The 20,696-nt window shown below is 73.2% G+C and carries 1 protein-coding gene; it reads right to left on the bottom strand.

Annotated features, from left to right (window positions below; translation table 11 throughout):
- Nucleotides 1–50: 50 nt before the first annotated feature.
- A complete protein-coding gene (locus MOV08_RS42735) occupies nucleotides 51–20,465 on the bottom strand; it encodes a type I polyketide synthase (RefSeq protein WP_275311543.1) in 20,415 nt (6,804 codons plus the stop codon).
- Nucleotides 20,466–20,696: the final 231 nt, after the last annotated feature.

Genomic DNA, 20,696 nt, shown 5'->3' with positions numbered 1-20,696 from the left:
GCCCCTCCCGGCGCACTGCCGGGAGGGGCGTCGTGTGTGGTTCCCGCGGTTCAGGACAGGCCGATCTCGTTGTCCAGGAGGTCGAAGACCTCCTCGTCGGAGGCCGACTCGAAGTCGAAGTCCTGATCGGACCGGGAGTCGTCCCGCCCGGCTGCCGCGGGGGTCTCCCGCAGGGCGTCCCACTTCGCCCGGAGGACCTCCAGGCGACCCGCTATCTGCTCGTGGACCTCCTCCGTGACGTCGAGCCCGCCGAAGGTCTTCTCCAGCCGTTCGAGCTCACCCAGGAGCTCCTCCGGGCCGGAGGCCGGCTCGGGGGCGATCCGGGCGTGGAGGTGGTCGACCAGCTCCGCCGGCGTCGGGTAGTCGAAGAGCAGGGTCGCCGGCAGGCGGATTCCGGTGAGGGCGCTCAGGCCGTTGCGGAGTTCGACCGCGGTCAGCGAGTCGAAGCCGATGTCCAGGAAGGCGCGGTCCGGGTCGATCTCCGTGCCCCTGGCGTGCCCGAGGACCGTCGCGACCTGGCCGCCCACGGCGTCCAGTACGACCTCGCGCCCCTCTGCCGCGGACAGGCCGGTCAGCCGCCGCGCGAAGGCAGCTGCCGCGTCGCCGTCCGTCGCGGCCGTGGTCACGGCCGCGCGCCGGCCCGGGGTACGGATCAGGCCGCGCAGCAGTGCCTGGGGCTCGCCCTGTGCGCGGAGCGCGGCGCGGTCCAAGCGGACGGGGAGCGTGGTGGGCTCGGCCGTCCCGAGCGCGGTGTCGAAGAGCGCCAGACCCTCCTCGACGGACAGCGGCGGCATCCCCTGACGAGCCATACGCTGCACGTCGGCGTCGGTGAGGGCACCGGTCATCCCGCTGTCCTGGGACCACGGACCCCACGCCAACGACACCGCAGGCAGACCCGCCGCACGACGATGAACCGCCAACGCGTCCAAGAACGCGTTGCCCGCCGCATAGTTCCCCTGACCGGGGCTACCGACAGTGCCCGCCACGGACGAGAACACCACGAACGCGTCCAGGTCCAGATGCCTGGTCGCCTCGTGCAGATGCCACGCCGCATCCACCTTCGGACGCAACACCGCAGCCAACCGCTCCGCGGTCAACGACTCCACCACACCGTCGTCCAGGACACCGGCCGTATGCACCACCGCTGAGGGTGCATGACGGACCATCAGGTCAGTCACTGCCGCGGCGTCCGACACATCGCACGCCTCGACAACCGCCTCCGCGCCATGCCGCGCGAGTTCGGCGACGAAGTCACCGACACCTTCGGCGGCCGGCCCACGGCGACTGACCAACAACAGACTCCGCACCCCGTGCACAGCCACCAGATGCCGCGCAACGATGCGCCCCAGGCCGCCGGTACCACCCGTGATCAGAACCGTCCCGGACGGATCCCATGGGACCCCGGCTGCGGGTTCGGCCGGCCGTTCCACCCGGGCCAGCCGTGCGGCGAGGACCTGCTCGCCGCGCACCAGCAGCTGCGGCTCGTCCGAGGCCAACGCCTTGGGAACGAGGGTCACTTCGGCGTTGTCCGCCACGTCCACGAGGCCGAAGCGTCCGGGGTTCTCCGACTGCGCCGACCGCACCAGACCCCACACCGCCGCGCCCGCGAGATCCGCGCCGGACACCGCGCCGCGCGTCACGAACACCAGGCGCGAGGAGGCGAACCGCTCCTCCGCCAGCCACGACTGGATCATCTCCAGCGCCCCGGCTGCCGCGGCATGGACGGACTCCACGGTGCTGTCGGAGTGGGTCCCGGTCGTCGGCGGAACGAGCAGCAGGTCGGGGGCGTCGGCCTTGGCGATCTCGTCGAGATCCGTGTGGGTCCGGAGCGAGAGCGCGTCGAGGATGCCTTCGGCGTCCTTGCCGAGCATGGCGAGGGAACTCGTCGGCTCGGCCGTGAGGTGGCCATCGGTCCAGTCGACCTTGAAGAGGGAATCGCCGCCGCTCTGCAGCTGCCCGGCGGTGATCGGACGCGCGGTCAGGGCTCCTACCGAAGCCACCGGAGCGCCCGTCGTGTCCGCGATCGCGATCGACGTGCCGTGCGCGGTGGCGCGGATGCGGACCCTCACCCGGGAGGCACCGGACGCGTGCAGGGACACCCCGCTCCACGAGAAGGGGACACCCCGCTCCTCCGCTCCTGCGCCGTCCAGCAGCGCCGCGTGCAGCGCCGCATCGAAGAGCGCCGGGTGCAGGCCGTAGGCGCCGCCGTCGGTGCCCTCCGGAAGTCCGACCTCCGCATAGACGTCGTCGCCCGACTTCCAGGCTGCCCGCAGTCCCCGGAACACCGGGCCGTAGGCGAACCCGGCATCGGCGAACTGCTCGTAGCAGCCCGTCAGGTCAAGCGGCTCGGAGCCCTGCGGGGGCCACATCCGGGCATCGAACGCCGGCGCCTCGGCGGCCGGGGCCAGGACACCGTCGGCATGCAGGGTCCACGGCTCCGCTCCCGCACGTCCGTGCACCGACACCGGCCGGCGACCCCCGTCATCGGGCTCGCCCACCCGCACCTGCACCTGGACCGCGCCGTCCGCCGCAGGCAGCACCAGCGGGGCAGCGAGCGTCAGCTCCTCCACCGCACCGCAGTCCACCCCGTGGGCCGCCCGCAGCGCCAGTTCCACCAGCGCCGTGCCGGGCACCAGCACGGACCCCATCACCACATGATCCGCCAGCCACGGATGCGCGGAGACCGAGAGTCGGCCGGTGAACAACACCCCGTCCGAGCCGGCCAGTTCGACGGCCGCACCGAGCAGCGGATGCTCCGCGGAATCCAGGCCCGCGAACCGCACATCACCCGAGCGCGCCACCCGGCCCGACGGCCAGTACCGCTCGTGCTGGAACGCGTACGTCGGCAGATCCACCCACCGCGCACCCGTACCGGCGAAGACGGCGGACCAGTCGACGGGTACGCCGCAGGCATGCAGTCGCGCCACGGCCGTGAGGAGTGCCGGTGCCTCCGGCCGGTCCTTGCGCAGTACCGGGGTCAGTACCGAATCGTCCGCGGCGGACTCCGCTGCGAGCGCGGCGAGGGCGCCGTCCGGGCCGAGCTCCAGGTACGCCGAGACGCCCTGGGCTTCCAGCGCGCCGACCCCGTCGGCGAACCGCACTGCTTCACGGACATGACTCACCCAGTACCCGGCGGAACACAGCTGTTCCTCCGCGGCGGGCTCGCCGGTGACGTTCGAGATCACGGGGATGCGCGGCGCGTGGTACGTCATGCGGTCGGCGACGGCGCGGAAGTCGGCCAGCATCGGTTCCATGAGCGGTGAGTGGAAGGCGTGCGAGACCCGCAGCCTGGTGGTCTTGCGGCCCTCCCCCTCGAAGTGCGTCGCGATGGCGAGCACCGCGTCCTCGGCGCCGGAGACCACCACCGACGTCGGGCCGTTGATCGCCGCGATCGACACCTCCTCCGTCAGGTGCGGCAGGACCTCCTGCTCCGTGGCCCGGACGGCCACCATCGCGCCACCGGCCGGCAGCGCCTGCATCAGCCGGCCCCGGGCCGCCACCAGCGCACACGCATCCGGCAGGGAGAAGACCCCCGCGACGTGCGCCACGGCGATTTCCCCGACGGAGTGCCCCAGCAGCTGGGCCGGGCGCACGCCCCACGACTCCAGCAGGCGGTACAGCGCCACCTCGATCGCGAACAAGCCTGCCTGGGCGTAGGCCGTCTGGTTCAGCGCTTCCGCGTCCTCGCCCCACACCACGTCCCGCAGGGGGCGGTCCAGATGCTCGTCCAGTGCGCCGCAGACCGCGTCGAACGCCTCCGCGAAGACCGGATGGCGGCCGTACAACTCACGCCCCATGCCGAGGCGTTGGGACCCCTGACCCGAGAACAAGAAGGCCAGCTTGCCCGTGCCGGCACGGTCCTGCGCCACCACGGCCGCCTCGCTGCGGCCCTCGGCCAGGGCGGACAACGAGCGCAGCAGGCCCTTCCGGTCCTCGGCCAGTATCACCGCGCGGTGCTGGAAGGCCGAGCGGCCCGTCGCCAGCGCGTAGGCGACATCCGTGGCCCGCAGCTCCGGTTCGCCGTCGGCCAGCCGGGACAGCAGTCGTGCCGCCTGGGCCCGCAGCGCCGGCTCGCTCCGACCCGACAGCAGCACCGGAACCGGCGTGCCGGTCGATGCGTCGGCGGCCTCCTCCGGCTCGGGGACGGCGGCGACCGGTTCGGGCTGTTCCAGGATCACATGCGCGTTCGTGCCACTGATGCCGAAGGAGGAGACGCCCGCACGGCGTGGCCCGTCCCCCTGCCGCCACTCCACCGCGGACGTCAGCAGTGCGACGGCACCGGCGTCCCAATCCACATGCGACGACGGTTCATCCACATGCAGCGTCCGCGGAAGCACACCATGACGCATCGCCAACACCATCTTGATCACTCCCGCGACACCCGAAGCCGCCTGCGCATGACCGATGTTCGACTTGACCGAGCCCAACAACAGCGGCCGATCAGCCGACCGCCCCTGACCGTAGGTGGCCAACAGCGCCTGCGCCTCGATCGGGTCGCCCAACGTCGTACCCGTACCGTGCGCCTCCACCGCATCCACCTCCGCGGCAGACAGACCCGCACTCGCCAACGCCTGTCGAATGACCCGCTGCTGCGACGGACCGTTCGGCGCCGTCAACCCGTTCGACGCGCCGTCCTGATTCACCGCGCTGCCCCGCACCGTCGCCAGAATCCGGTGTCCGTTGCGGCGCGCGTCGGACAGGCGCTCCAGCACCAGGATTCCGACGCCCTCACCCCAGCCGACCCCGTCGGCCCCATCGGCGAACGCCTTGCAGCGACCATCCTGGGAGAGCCCGCCCTGGCGGGAGAACTCCACGAACGTCGCCGGGGTCGACATCACCGTCACACCGCCCGCGAGCGCCAGCGAGCACTCGCCCTGGCGCAGCGACTGCGCGGCCAGGTGCAGGGCCACCAGCGACGACGAGCACGCCGTGTCCACCGTGATGGCGGGGCCTTCGAAGCCGAACGTGTAGGACACCCGGCCGGAGGCGACACTGCCCGCGCTGCCGCTGCCCTGGTAGCCCTCGAACTCGCGGCCGGACAGCAGCGTCGAGTAGTCGTGGTACATCACGCCGGCGAAGACTCCGGTACGGCTGCCGCGCAGGGTGGCCGGGTCCATACCGGCGCGCTCCAGCGCCTCCCAGGTCGTCTCCAGCAGCAGCCGCTGCTGGGCGTCGGTGGTCAGGGCCTCTCGGGGGCTCATCCCGAAGAACTCGGGGTCGAACTCCGCGGCCCGGTGGAGGAAGCCACCGGAGCGGGTGGCGATGGCGCCCTCGCGGTCGGGGTCGTAGGTGTCGTCGATCTCCCAACCGCGGTCGGTGGGGAAGTCGGACACCGCGTCCACGCCCTCGGACACCAGCCGCCACAGGTCCTCGGGCGAGGCGACGCCGCCGGGGAAGCGGCAGCTCATGCCGACGATCACCACGGGGTCGTCCGTCAGGGACGGGAGGGCGGACACCGGGAGCGGCGTCTCGGTCTCCGCGCCGAACAGCTCGTCCAGGAGGTGGCCGGCCAGGGCGTCGGCCGTCGGATAGTCGAACACGGCCGTCGCCGGGAGCCGCAGTCCGGTGGTCCTGCCCAGCAGGTTGCGGAGTTCGATGGCGGTCAGGGAGTCGAAGCCGAGGTCCTGGAAGGCCCGGTCCGGGTCGACCGTCTCAGGGCTCGCGTGGCCCAGGACCGTCGCGATCTGGGCACGTACGACATCGAGCAGTGCCTCGCGCCGCTCCGCCGCGGACAGCCCGGTCAGGCGCTGCGCGATGTCGGATGCCTCGACGGCGCCGGATCGGCGGGTCCGCGTACGGATCAGGCCGCGCAGCAGTGCCTGCGGCTCGCCCTGCGCGCGGAGCGCCGCGAGGTCCAGGCGGACGGGCAACGGTGCGGGCTCGGTGGTACCGAGCGCGGCGTCGAAGAGCGCCAGTCCCTCCTCGACGGACAGCGGCGGCATGCCCTGACGGGCGATCCGCTGCACGTCCGCATCGGTCAGCGCACCGGTCATCCCGCTGTCCTGGGACCACGGGCCCCACGCCAACGACACCGCGGGCAGACCCGCCGCACGACGATGCCGCGCCAACGCGTCCAAGAACGCGTTGCCCGCCGCGTAGTTCCCCTGACCGGAACTGCCGAACGCCCCCGCCACGGACGAGAACACCACGAACGCGTCCAGGTCCAGATGCCTGGTCGCCTCGTGCAGATGCCACGCCGCATCCACCTTCGGACGCAGCACCGCAGCCAACCGCTCCGCGGTCAACGACTCCACCACACCGTCGTCCAGCACACCGGCCGTATGCACCACCGCACCGATCCGATACCGCGCCAGCAGATCAGCCACCGCCGCCGGGTCCGACACATCGCACGCCTCGACGGCCACTTCGGCGTCGCCGCCGCGGAGCTCGGCCACGAGCTCCGCGGCCCCCTCGGCAGCCTGGCCGCTCCGACTGACCAGCAGCAGACTCCGCAGCCCATGCGCGGCCACCAGATGCCGCGCGACAGCGCGCCCCAGGCCACCGGTGCCACCAGTGATCAGAACCGTGCCGGAGGTGTCCCAGGTCATCGTGTGCTCGGACTGGGTCCGGGCCAGTCGCGGTGCCAGCACTTCGCCGCCCCGCACCAGCAGTTCGGGCTCGTCGGTCGCGAGCCCTTGCGCCAGCACGGTCACATCGGCGTCGTCGTCCAGGTCCACCAGGCCGAAGCGGCCGGGGTTCTCCGACTGCGCCGACCGCACCAGGCCCTGGACGGCGCCGGCCGCGAGATCCGCACCGGACACCGCGCCACGCGTCACGAACACCAGGCGCGAGGAGGCGAACCGCTCCTCGGCCAGCCAGGACTGGACCAGATCCAAGGCCCAGGCGGCCGTGCGATGCACGGACTCCACCACGTCGCCGCCGTCGGCGGGCGGTGCGACCAGGACCGTCCCGGGCACGGTCGCTCCCGCCAGGGTCTCCAGCTCCCCGAGGTCCGACAGTGGCTCGCCGTCCGGAGCGGTGCCGAGCTCGACGCGTTCGTCAGTGAGCGGGACGGGCGCCCAGTCGACCTTGAAGAGGGCGTCCCGGCCGGCGGCCTGCACCTGCCCGGCCGAGAGCGGACGCACCACCAGCGACTCCACGGAGGCCACCGGCGCGCCGGAGGTGTCCGCCATCGCGACCGACATCCCGTTGGCCGTGCCACGGATCCGGACACGGAGGTGGGAGGCTCCGGAGGCGTGCAGGCAGACTCCGGTCCACGCGAAGGGGACTCCGCCCGCTTCCACGCCGCCCGACGCCGCCGCGTGCAGAGCGGCGTCGAAGAGTGCGGGGTGCAGTCCGTAGGCGCGGCCCTCCGTGCCTTCCGGAAGGCTCACGTCGGCGTAGACCTCCTCGCCGCGCTTCCACGCCGCACGCAGGCCCCGGAACACCGGTCCGTACGTGAGCCCGGCATCGGCGAGTGTGCCGTAGCAGTCCGCCACGTCCACCGGCTCCGCGCCCTTGGGGGGCCATTCCGCGAGGTCGAAGGCGACCGCTTCGGCCCCGGAGGTCACCACGCCGCTGGCGTGCAGTGTCCAGGGGCCCTCGCCCTCACGCGCATGTACCGACGCCGACCGGCGGCCCGAACCATCCGGTTCGCCCAGCCACACCTGTACCTGTACGCCGCTGCCCGATGCGGGCAGCACCAGCGGCGCGGCCAACGTCAGTTCCTCCAGCAGGTCACAGCCGACCTCGTCGGCTGCCCGCAGCACCAGTTCCACCAGCGCCGTGCCGGGCACCAGCACGGACCCCAGCACCACGTGATCCGCCAGCCACGGATGCGCGGAGAGCGACAGCCGACCGGTGAACAACAGCCCTCCCGAGCCGGCCAGTTGCACCGCCGCGCCGAGCAGCGGATGCTCCGCGGAATCCAGGCCCGCGAACCGCACATCTCCCGAGCGCGCCACCCGACCCGACGGCCAGAACCGCTCGTGCTGGAACGCGTACGTCGGCAGATCGACCCACCGCGCACCCGTACCGGCGTACAGCGCCGCCCAGTCCACGCTGGCGCCCCGGACGTACAGCTGCGCCAGGGCGCCCAGCAGTCCCGTCTCCTCCGGCCGGCCCTTGCGCAGTGCGGGAGCGAGCTCGGCGTCGTCCGGTAACGACTCCTGTGCCATCGCCGACAGCACGCCGTCCGGGCCGAGTTCGAGGAAGCGCGTCACCCCCTCTGCGTGCAGAGCCGCCACCCCGTCCGCGAAGCGCACCGCTTCGCGGACGTGCCGGACCCAGTAGTCGGCCTGGCCGAGCTGTTCGGGCTCGGCGATCCGGCCCGTCAGGTTCGAGACGACGGGGATCGTCGGCGTGCCGATGGACAGCCGTGCCACCACCGCGCGAAAGTCGGCCAGCATCGGTTCCATGAGCGGTGAGTGGAAGGCGTGCGAGACCCGCAGCCTGGTGGTCTTGCGGCCCTCCCCCTCGAAGTGCGCCGCGATCGAGCGGACCGTCTCCTCGGCGCCGGAGACCACCACCGACGTCGGGCCGTTGATCGCCGCGATCGACACCGTCTCCGTCAGGTGCGGCAGGACCTCCTGCTCCGTCGCCCTGACGGCCACCATCGCGCCACCGGCCGGCAGCGCCTGCATCAGCCGGCCCCGGGCCGCCACCAGCGCACACGCATCCGGCAGGGAGAAGACGCCCGCCACGTGCGCCGCGGCGACTTCACCGATCGAATGCCCCGTCACGAAGTCGGCGCGAGCGCCCCACGACTCCGCCAACCGGTACAGCGCCACCTCGATCGCGAACAACCCGGCCTGGGCGTAGGCCGTCTGGTTCAACAGCTCCGCGTCCTCGCCCCACACCACATCCCGCAGGGGGCGCTCCAGATGCTCGTCCAACGCGGCACACACCGCATCGAACGCCTCCGCGAAGACCGGGTGACGAGCATGCAGCTCACGGCCCATTCCCAGGCGTTGCGAACCCTGGCCCGAGAACAGGAAGGCCGTCTTCCCCCCGCCGGAGGTGCCCTCCGCCAGACCTGCGTCGGCCTCGCCCACGGCGAGTGCGGACAGGGCGAGCACCAGCGCCTCGCGGTCCTGTCCCCACACCACGGCGCGATGGGGGAAGCTCGTCCGTCCGGTCACCAGCGAGTGGCCGATGTCCCGTGCGGACCGCGCATCACGGCCGGCGACGAGCGACAGCAGGCGTGCCGCCTGGCCGCGCAGCGCGGCCTCGTTCCTGGCGGAGAGCACCCACGCCAGCGCGCCGGGCTCGTCTTCGGCCGCGTCCGGTACGGCATCGTCCGCGATCGGCTCGGGCTGCTCCAGGATGACGTGCGCGTTCGTCCCGCTGACCCCGAAGGAGGAGACGCCCGCGCGACGCGGCCCGTCGCCCCGCGGCCACTGCGTCTGGGACGTCAGCAACTCCACGGCGCCGGCGTTCCAGTCCACGTGCGTCGACGGCTGGTCGACGTGCAGCGTCCGGGGCAGCACACCGTGCCGCATCGCCAACACCATCTTGATGACACCGGCGACGCCGGAAGCCGCCTGCGCATGACCGACGTTGGACTTGACCGTACCCACCAGCAGCGGCCGGTCCTCCGGCCGCTCGCGACCGTAGGTGGCCAGCAGCGCCTGCGCCTCGATCGGGTCACCCAGCGTCGTACCCGTACCGTGCGCCTCGACCGCGTCCACGTCCGCCGCCGACAGACCCGCGCTGGCCAACGCCTGCCGGATCACCCGCTGCTGCGACGGGCCGTTCGGCGCGGTCAACCCGTTCGACGCACCGTCCTGGTTCACCGCGGAACCACGCACCACCGCCAGCACCCGGTGCCCGTTGCGGCGCGCGTCCGACAGGCGCTCCAGCACGAGCATGCCGACGCCCTCGCCCCAGCCGACACCGTCGGCCGCGTCGGAGAACGCCTTGCAGCGCCCGTCCGCCGCCAGTCCGCGCTGACGCGAGAACTCCACGAACGTCGTCGGGGTGGACATCACCGTCACACCACCGGCGAGCGCCAGCGAGCACTCCCCCGCCCGCAGCGCCTGCGCCGCCAGGTGCAACGCCACCAGCGACGACGAGCACGCGGTGTCCACCGTGACCGCCGGACCCTCGAAACCGAAGGTGTAGGACACCCGGCCGGAGGCGATGCTTGCCGCGCTGCCGTTGCTGCGGAAGCCCTCGAACTGGTCGCCGACGAGGAGGTCTTCGTAGTCGGTGTACATCACGCCCGCGAAGACACCGGTCCGGCTGCCGCGCAGCGACGACGGGTCGATACCGGTGCGCTCGATGGCCTCCCAGGTCGTTTCCAGCAGCAGCCGCTGCTGCGAGTCCGTCGCCAGCGCTTCCCGGGGGCTCATCCCGAAGAACTCGGGGTCGAACTCCGCGGCCTGGTGCAGGAAGCCACCGGAGCGCGTGTACGAGGTACCGAACGCCTCGGGGTCCGGGTTGTGGAGGGCCGCCACGTCCCAACCACGGTCGGTGGGGAAGTCCGAGATCGCGTCCACGCCCTCGGACACCAGCCGCCACAGGTCCTCGGGCGAGGCGACGCCTCCCGGGTAGCGGCAGCTCATGCCGACGATCACCACCGGGTCGTCCGCGGCACCCGCCGGTGACGGCCCCGTCGGCAGCTCGACCTCCTCCTGCGCGTCGAACAACTCGTCGAGCAGGAAGTCGACGAGCGTGCCGGCCGTGGGGTAGTCGAAGACGGCGGTGGACGAAAGGCGCATGCCGGTCGCGTCGTTGAGCCGGTTGCGCAGCTCGACCGCGGTCAGCGAGTCGAAGCCGAGGTCCTGGAAGGCCCGGTCCGGGTCGACGGTCTGCGGGTTCGCGTGGCCCAGGACCACGGCGATCTGGGCGCGCACCAGGTCCAGCAGCGCCTCGCGCCGTTCCACCGCGCCCAGTTGGGACAGGCGCCCCACCAGGCCGGCGACAGCGGTCGAGCCGGCCACCGTCGAGCGCCGGGCGCGGGTCCTGATCAGGCCGCGCAACAGTGCGGGCACCTCTCCCTGCTCGCGCAGGCCCGCCAGGTCGAAGCGCACCGGGAGCATGTGGGCGTCCCCGGCCGCCAGTGCGGCGTCGAAGAGGGCGACGCCCTGCTCGGCGGAGAGCGGGGGCATTCCCTGGCGGGCGATGCGCTGCAGATCGGCGTCGGTGAGGGTACCGGTCATGCCGCTGTCCTGGGTCCAGGGACCCCACGCCAACGACACCGCAGGCAGACCCGCCGCACGACGGTGCTGCGCCAAACCGTCCAAGAAGGCGTTGCCCGCCGCGTAGTTGGCCTGGCCGGAACTGCCGATCGTGCCGGCCACGGACGAGAACACCACGAACGCGTCCAAGTCCCTGCCCCTGGTGGCCTCGTGCAGATGCCACGCCGCATCCACCTTCGGACGCAACACCGCAGCCAACCGCTCCGGCGTCAACGACGCCACCACACCGTCGTCCAACACGCCGGCCGTATGCACCACGGCCGAAGGAGCATGACGGTCGATCAGGTCCGCTACAGCCACCGCATCGGAGACGTCACACGCCTCCACGACGGCCTGCGCACCGTGCTCGGCCAGTTCGGCGACCAGTTCCTCGGCCCCCTCCGCTGCCGGACCGCGACGGCTCACCAGCAGCAGGCTCCGCACCCCGTGCTCGACCACCAGATGCCGGGCCATCGTACGCCCCAGACCACCCGTACCGCCGGTGATCAGGACCGTGCCGGCCGCGTCCCAGACATGGGCCTGCTGCGCCTGGGCGCGGGCCAGTCGCGGGGCCAGCGCCTCGCCGCCGCGCAGCGACAGCTGCGGCTCGTCCGACGCCAACGCCCTTGGCAGGACTGCCACTTCGGCATCCTCGTCCAGGTCCACCAGGCCGAAGCGGCCCGGGTTCTCCGACTGCGCCGACCGCACCAGGCCCCACACCGCGGCGGCCGCGAGGTCCACACCGGCGACCGCGCCGCGCGTGACGAACACCAGGCGCGAGGTGGCGAACCGGTCGTCCGCCAGCCACGACTGCATCGTGTCCAGCGCCCGCGCGGTAATGGCGTGGACGGACTCCACCGTGTCGGGTCCGTCGGGGGCGGCCGTCACCGGCACCAACACCGTGCCGTGCGCCCGGCCGGATGCGGCCAGGGAGTCCAGATCCGCGTGGTGCTCGACCAGGTCCGCGGACCACTCGGCCGACGAGCCCTCGGGGACGCCGATCGCGGCGACGAACTCCGCTGCGCCGGCCGGGGGCAGGCGTACGGGGTTCCACTGGACGCGGAACAGCGCGTCGCGGCCGACCGGGTTCGTGCCGCTGTCCCACTGGTCGGCGGAGACCTGCCGCACGACGAGAGCGCCGATGGAGGCGACGGGTCCGCCCGCGGTGTCGGCGACGTCCACGGATACCGTGTCGCCGCCGTGGCGGGTGACCCGGACCCGTACCGCCGCGGCGCCGGAGGCGTGCAGCGAGACACCCTCCCAGGCGAACGGCACGACGTTCTGCTCGACGCCGTTGAACGTCACGACGTGCAGGGCCGCGTCGAGCAGCGCCGGGTGCAGGCCGTAGGACGGTGCTTCGCCTTCGGCGGCGACCGGCAGGGCGACGTCGGCGAAGACCTCGTCGCCACGGCGCCATGCGGCGCGCAGGCCCTGGAAGTGCGGGCCGTAGTCGAATCCGCGGTCGGCCAGGCGGGGGTAGAAGTCGGTCAGGTCGACGGGCTCGGCGTCGGCGGGCGGCCAGGGCGCCGCGGCGAAGTCGGCGTCGGTGGCGGCCGGCCGCGGGTCGACGGCGAGTGCGCCGGTGGCGTGCTGCACCCACGGGTGGTCCCCGTCGCCCTCGACCCTGGAGCGTGCGCTGAAGGTGCGGCGGCCCGCCTCGTCGGCGGGGCCCACGTGCAGCTGGAGGTGCACGCCGCCGTGCTCGGGCAGGACCAGCGGGGCGGCCAGGGTCAGTTCGTCGACGCGGTCGCAGCCCACCTCGTCGGCGGCGCGGACCGCGAGTTCGACGAAGGCCGTGCCCGGCAGCAGGACCGAGCCCATGATGGCGTGCCCGGCCAGCCACGGGTGGGAGGCGAGCGACAGGCGCGTGGTGAACAGCACGCCGTCGCCGTCGGGCAGTTCCACGGCGGCGCTCAACAGCGGGTGCCCGGCCGCTTCGAGGCCGACGGCGCCGATGTCCCCGGTGCGGGTGTGGTCGGGCGTCGGCCAGTACCGCTGGTGCTGGAAGGCGTACGTCGGCAGGTCGACGGTGTGCGCGTCCCGGTCGGCCGGGAACGAGGTCCAGTCGATCTCGGCGCCGCGCACGTGCAGTTGGGTCAGGGCCGCGAGGAGGGTGGCCTCCTCGGGGCGGTCCCGGCGCAGGGCGGTGACGAGGACGGGCCCCTCGGAAGCGCTCCGGTCGGCGGTGTCACCGTCCTGGAGCGACTCGCGGGCCATGGCCGTGAGCGTGCCGTCGGGGCCCAGTTCCAGGAAGCGCGTCACGCCCTGCGCGCTCAGGGCGCGGATGCCGTCGGCGAAGCGCACCGCGGCGCGCACGTGGGTCACCCAGTACTCGGGGGTGCGCAGTTGGTCCGGGGTGGCGAGTTCGCCGGTCACGTTCGAGACGACGGACAGTTCCGGCGCGCCGTAGGACAGGCCCTCGGCGACGGCGCGGAAGTCGGCCAGCATCGGTTCCATCAGCGGCGAGTGGAAGGCGTGCGAGACCCGCAGTCGGGTGGCCTTGCGGCCCTCCGCTTCGACGTGCGCGGCGAGCGTGAGCACGGCGGCCTCGGTGCCGGAGACCACGGTGGCCCGGGGGCCGTTCACGGCGGCGATCGCGACGTCGTCGGTCAGGTGCGGGAGCACCTCCTCCTCGGTGGCCTGGAGCGCCATCATCGCGCCGCCGGCGGGCAGCGCCTGCATCAGCCGTCCGCGAGCCGCCACCAGTGCACAGGCATCGGCCAGGGAGAACACCCCGGCGACATGCGCGGCGGCGATCTCGCCCACGGAGTGTCCGGCCACGTACTGCGGGCTGACGCCCCAGGACTCCACGAGCCGGAACAGGGCCACCTCGATGGCGAACAGTCCGGCCTGGGCGTAGGCCGTCTGGTTCAGCGCTTCCGCGTCCTCGCCCCACACCACGTCCCGCAGGGGGCGGTCCAGGTGCTCGTCCAGGGCGGCGCAGACCGCGTCGAACGTCGCCGCGAAGACCGGATGGCGGCCGTACAACTCGCGGCCCATGCCGAGGCGTTGTGCCCCTTGGCCGGAGAAGAGGACGGCGTCCCGGCCGGGGTGGGCCGTGCCGGTGTCCAGGGCGGGGTCGGCCTCGCCCGCGGCGAGTGCGGTCAGGGCCCGCAGCGTGGCGCCGTGGTCGTGGGCGCGGACGGCCGCGCGGTGGGCGAAGGCCGTGCGGTGCGTCAGCGTGTGGGAGACGTCCGTGAGCCGGGGCGCGGCCTCGCGGTCGAGGTGGAAGTGGAGTCGGGCCGCCTGGGAGCGCAGGGCGCTCTCGCTCTTGGCGGAGAGCAGCAGCGGTACCGTCCCTCCAGGGGTGGCGTCCGTGCCGTCGGGGGTGGCGGCGGGTGCTGCGGGTTCCGTGGCCGGGGGCAGTTCCAGGACCACGTGTGCGTTGGTACCGCTGATGCCGAACGCGGAGACGGCGGCCCGTCGCGGGTGGCCGGTCTCGGGCCAGTCCGTGTTCTCGGTGAGCAGTTCGACGGCGCCGGCGGTCCAGTCGACGTGCCCGGTGGGTTCGTCGACGTGCAGGGTGCGCGGCAGCATTCCGTGCCGCATCGCCAGCACCATCTTCATCACGCCCGCCACACCGGCGGCGGCCTGGGTGTGTCCGAGGTTGGACTTCACCGCGCCCAGCAGCAACGGCTGCTCCGGCGGGTGCTCCTGCCCGTAGGTGGCCAGCAGTGCCTGGGCCTCGATCGGGTCGCCGAGCGTGGTACCCGTGCCGTGCGCCTCCACGGCGTCGACTTCGGAGGCGGCCAGCTGGGCGTTGGCCAGGGCCTGTCGGATCACTCGCTGCTGGGAGGGGCCGCTGGGTGCGCTCAGGCCGTTGGACGCGCCGTCCTGGTTGACGGCCGAGCCGCGGACGACGGCGAGGATCTGGTGGCCGTTGCGGCGGGCGTCGGACAGCCGCTCCACCAGCAGCAGGCCGACGCCCTCGCTCCAGCCGGTGCCGTCGGCGGCCGACGCGAACGGCTTGCAGCGGCCGTCGGGGGCCAGCCCACGCTGCCGGGCGAACTCCACGAAGGAGGACGGCGTGGACATCACCGTCACGCCGCCCGCCACCGCCAGCGAGCACTCGCCCTGGCGCAGCGACTGCGCCGCCATGTGCAGGGCCACCAGCGAGGAGGAGCACGCCGTGTCCACCGTCATGGCCGGTCCTTCGAAGCCGAAGGTGTAGGAGACCCGGCCCGAGACGACGCTCATCGCGTTGCCGGTGAGCCGGTGCCCGCTTGCCTCGTCCTGTGCGGTGTCCAGCACCGTGCCGTAGTCCTGGGTGTTGGTGCCGGCGAAGACACCGGTGCTGCTGCCGCGCAGGGACTCCGGGTCGATTCCGGCCTGTTCGAGCACCTCCCAGGTGGTCTCCAGGAGCAGCCGCTGCTGCGGGTCCATGGCGAGGGCCTCGCGCGGCGAGATGCCGAAGAAGTCCGCGTCGAAGCCGGCCACGCCGTCCAGGAAGCCGCCACCGCGGGCGTAGCTGGTGCCCTGGTGGTCGGGGTCGGGGTGGAAGACCCGGTCCAGGTCCCAGCCGCGGTCGGCGGGCATGGGGGTGATGGCGTCGCCGCCCTCGGCCAGGAGCCGCCACAGGGCCGCGGGGGAGTCCACGCCGCCGGGGAAGCGGCAGGCCATGCCGACGATCGCCACCGGTTCGTCGAGGGCGGCGGCCGACGCCCGCACGACCGTGGCGGGGCCCGCGGCGCCGAGGACCTCGGCGCGCAGGTACGCGGCGACCGCGACGGAAGTGGGGTGGTCGAACAGCAGGGTGGTGGGCAACCGCAGGCCCGTCGCGGCGGAGAGCCGGTTGCGCAGGTCGACCGCCATCAGCGAGTCGAACCCCTGCTCGCGGAAGGCGCGTTGGGCCTCGACGGTGTCCGGTGAGGGGTGGCCGAGGACCTTGGCGGCCTCTTCCCTGACCATGGCCAGGAACGCCTGTTCCTGTTCGGCGGGCGGCAGTGCACCGATCCGGTCGCGAAGGGGGGAGGCTTCCCCGCGCGGGCCGTCCGCGGGGCGGACCGCGCGGCGGGCCTCGGGCAGGTCGCCGATGAGGGGGCTGGGGCGGACGGCGGTCAGGGCGGGGGCGTAGGCGCTCCAGTCGATGTCGGCCACGGTCAGGTGCGTCATGCCCTGGGCGAGGGCCTGGCGCAGGGCGGCGAGCGCGGGGGCCGGGGGCATGGGCGGCAGCCCGTCGCGGCGCATCCGGTCGGCGGCGTCGCTGTCGGTGGCCATGCCGTCGCCCGCCCAGGGACCCCAGGACACGGAGGTGGCCGGGAGCCCCTGCCGGTGGCGGTGCTCGGCGAGGGCGTCCAGGTAGGCGTTGGCGGCGGCGTAGTTGGCCTGGCCGGCATTGCCCAGGACGCCGACGATGGAGGAGAACAGCACGAAGTGGTCCAGGTCCAGGTCCCGGGTGAGTTCGTGCAGGTTCTGCGCGGCCTGCGCCTTGGGGCGCAGCACGGTCTCGAAGCGCTCGGGGGTGAGCGCGTCCAGCACGCCGTCGTCGAGCACGCCCGCGGCGTGGACGACGCCGGTGAGCGGCAGGTGGGGCGGGATGTCCGCGAGGACGGCCGCCAGGGCGTCGCGGTCGGCGGCGTCGCAGGCGGCCAGGGTCACCTCGACGCCGCGGTCGGTGAGTGCGGCCGCGAGTTCCGGTGCGCCGGGGGCCTGTGGGCCGCGGCGGCTGGTGAGCACGAGGTGTTGGGCCCCGGCGTCGACCAGCCAGTGGGCGAGGTGGGTGCCGAGGGCGCCGGTGCCGCCGGTGACCAGGACGGTGCCGTGGGTGTGCCACGGGGCGTCGGTGTCGCCGGGGGTGACCCGTTCCAGGCGGCGGGTGAGGACCCCGGCCGGGCGGATCGCGACCTGGTCCTCCTCCCCCGCGAGGGTGCGCAGCAGCGCGGCGACGGTCCGCCCGTCCAGGTTCTCGGGGAGGTCGACGAGCCCGCCCCAGGTCTGCGGGGACTCCAGCGCGGCAACCCGGCCCAGGCCCCATGTCTGGGCCTGTACGGGGTGGGTGAGTGCCTCGTGCCGGTCGACGGCGACGGCGCCGCGGGTCACGCACCACAACGGTGCCTGGATGCCTGCGGTCTCCAGGGCGCGCAGCAGGGCGGTGGCGGCGGCCACGCCACGGGGTACGGAGGGCAGGTGCGGGTGGGGTCGTTCGTCGAGGGCCAGCAGGGAGAGCACGCCGTCGAGGGGGGCGTCGGGTCGGGCGAGGGTGTCGCCGGGCTCGTCGGTGTCGGGCAGTTCCCGTACGTCGATGTGCAGGCCCTGGTCGCGCAGGGCGTCCAGAAGACGGGCGGTCCACGGATCGGCGGCGGCACCGTCGGGCAGGACGACGAGCCAGTGGCCCGTGGCGGCGGGGCCGTTGGAGGCGGTGCGCGGGGTCCAGTGGGTGCGGTAGCCGAAGCGGTCCGCGGCGGCCTGGATCCGGCGCTGTCGGTGCCAGGACGAGAGGGTGGGCAGGAGGCTGCCGAGGGAGTCCGCGTCGCTGCCGTCGATGGCGAGGACGGCCGACAGTTCCTGGAGGTCCTCGCGTTCGACGGCGGCCCAGAATCCGGCCTCGCCCGCCACTGCGTCGGCCGCTTCCGCCGGCTCGGGGTCGGCCGGGTCCAGCCAGTACCACTGGCGCTGGAAGGCGTAGGTGGGCAGTCGCACGTGGGGAGCGTTGCGGGCGCCGAGGCAGGCGGACCAGTCGACGTGGACGCCGTGCGCGAAGGCGGTGGCGATGCCCGTGGTGAGGGTGGAGGCTTCCGGGCGGCCGGTGCGCAGGAGGGAGACGAGGACAGGGGGGACGGGCTCGTCGAGGGTGGTCAGGCAGTCCTGGACCATGGGGGTGAGGACGCCGTCGGGGCCGATCTCCACGAAGATGGTGACGCCCTCGGCTTCGAGGGTGCGCACGGCGGCGCAGAAGCGGACCGCTTCGCGGACCTGCCGGACCCAGTAGTCGGGCGAGCACAGTTCGTCTTCGGTGGCGAGCTCGCCGGTCACCGTGGACACCACGGGGATGCGGGGCGCGTGGAAGGTCAGGCCGCGGGCGACGGACCGGAAGTCCTCCAGCATGCCGTCCATGTGCGGGGAGTGGAAGGCGTGGCTGACCCGCAGGCGTTTGGTGCGGCGGTCCTGGGCCGCCCAGTGCGCCGCGATCTCGGTCACGGCCTGTTCGTCGCCCGAGATGACGGTGGAGTCGGGCCCGTTGGCGGCGGCGACGGAGACCTTCCCCTCGTAGTCCGCGAGGCTGTCCCGGATCTCCTCCTCGGTGGCCTGGATCGCCACCATGGCGCCGCCTTCGGGCAGTGCCTGCATGAGGGTGCCCCGCGCGGCGACCAGTCGCGCGGCGTCCTGGAGGGTCAGTACGCCGCTGACGTGGGCGGCGGTGATCTCGCCGATGGAGTGGCCGGCGACGAACCGGGGCGCCACGCCCCAGGATTCGACGAGCCGGAACAGGGCGGTTTCCAGTGCGAAGAGGGCGGCCTGGGTGTAGGCGGTCCGGTCCAGGAGGGCGGCGTCGGCGCTGCCTTCGTCGGCGAAGACCACGTCGCGCAGCGGCCGGTCCAGGTGCGGGTCGAGCTCGGCGCACACCGCGTCGAAGGCCGCCGCGAACTCGGGGTGTGCGGCGTGCAGTTCGCGCCCCATGCCCGGGCGCTGGGAGCCCTGCCCGGTGAAGAGGAACGCGGTGGCGGTCTGGGCCGCGACGCCGCTGACCAGGCCGGTGGCGGTGCGGCCGGTGGCCAGGGCGTCCAGGCCGTCCAGGAACGCCTCTCGGTCGTCCGCGACGAGTACCGCGCGGTGTTCCATCAGGGCCCGGGTGTCCACCAGGGCGTGGGCGACGGCGGCCGGTTCGAGGTCGGCACGGTCCCGTACGTGGCGGCCGAGGCGTTCGGCCTGGGCGCGCAGGGCCGCTTCGGTGCGGGCGGACAGGATCCAGGGCAGCGTGCCCGATCGGACGGCCGGCTCGGGGGCGGCTTCGGCCTCGTGGGCGGGCGCCTGTTCCAGGATGACGTGGGCGTTGGTGCCGCTGATGCCGAAGGAGGAGACCGCGGCGCGGCGGGGCCGATCGGTGCTCGGCCAGGGCTCGGCCTCGGTGAGGAGCCTGGCATGGCCCTCGCTCCAGTCGACGTGCCCGGTGGGCTCGTCCAGGTGCAGGGACCTGGGCAGTTGCCCGTGCCGCATCGCCAGGACCATCTTCATCACGCCCGCGACACCGGCGGCGGCCTGGGTGTGCCCGATGTTGGACTTCATGGAGCCGATCAGCACGGGCCGGTCCGCGGGGCGCTGCTGCCCGTACGTGGCCAGCAGGGCGTGCGCCTCGATGGGGTCGCCGAGGGTGGTGCCGGTGCCGTGCGCCTCCACGGCGTCGATGTCCGAGGCGGCCAGGCCCGTGCCGGCCAGTGCCTGGCGGATGACGCGTTGCTGGGAGGGGCCGTTGGGGGCGGTCAGGCCGTTGGAGGCGCCGTCCTGGTTGACGGCCGAGCCCTTCAGCACGGCGAGTACGGGGTGGCCGTTGCGCACGGCGTCGCTGAGCCGTTCCACCAGCAGCAGTCCGACGCCCTCGCTCCAGCCGGTGCCGTCGGCGGCCGACGCGAACGGCTTGCAGCGGCCGTCGGGGGCCAGGCCGCGCTGGCGGGAGAACTCCACGAACAGCTGTGGTGTGGACATCACGGTCGCGCCGCCTACCAGGGCCATGGTGCACTCGCCGCGTCGCAGCGCGTGCATGGCCAGGTGCAGGGCGACCAGTGACGAGGAACAGGCCGTGTCCACGGTCAGTGCGGGGCCTTCGAGGCCGAGGACGTAGGAGATCCGGCCGGAGGCGATGCTGATGTGGTTGCCGGTCAGCAGGTGTCCGCCGACCTCGTCGGCGCGTTGGCCTCCTTCGGCGTCGTACCCGCCGTGGCCGGTGCCGACGAAGACGCCGGTGCGGCTGCCCGCGAGGGAGTGCGGGTCGATGCCGGCGTCCTCGACGGCTTCCCAGGCGGTTTCCAGCAGCAGTCGCTGCTGGGGGTCCATGGCGAGCGCCTCGCGCGGGGATATCCCGAAGAAGGCGGGGTCGAACTCGCCTGCCTCGTGCAGGAATCCGCCCTCGCGGGCGTAGGCGGTGCCCTGGTGGGCCGGGTCGGGGTGGTAGAGCGCTTCCAGGTCCCAGCCGCGGTTGCGGGGGAAGGAGGAGATCGCGTCGACTCCGTCGCGCAGCAGCGCCCAGAGCTCTTCCGGCGCGCGGACGCCGCCGGGGAAGCGGCAGGCCATCGAGACGATCGCGATCGGCTCCCGCTGCTTCGCCTCCGTCTCGTCCAATTGCTGACGAGTCTCGTGAAGGTCTGCGATTGCGCGCTTGAGGTACTCGCGCAGCTTCTCCTCGTTCGACATCAGGACGCCAATCGTTCGGTGGAATGCCGGACTTGGAAAACAGAGCGTCGACACGCACGTCCGACCGGTACCCCACCATCTTCCAGAAGGTGGACTGCGGGTTTTTGTAGTTGAGTGCCGGGATGTGCGGATGGGGTGGGTGCCGGAACGCGCCGCGGCGGGCGGCCCGGTGGCCGCCCGCCGTGACGTGCTGTTCCTGTACGCCGGTCAGATGTGTGCCGTGGTTACGCG

The sequence above is a fragment of the Streptomyces yunnanensis genome, assembly GCF_029011865.1.
GTDB lineage: Bacteria > Actinomycetota > Actinomycetes > Streptomycetales > Streptomycetaceae > Streptomyces > Streptomyces yunnanensis.
This window is presented reverse-complemented; position numbering and strand designations above follow the sequence as displayed.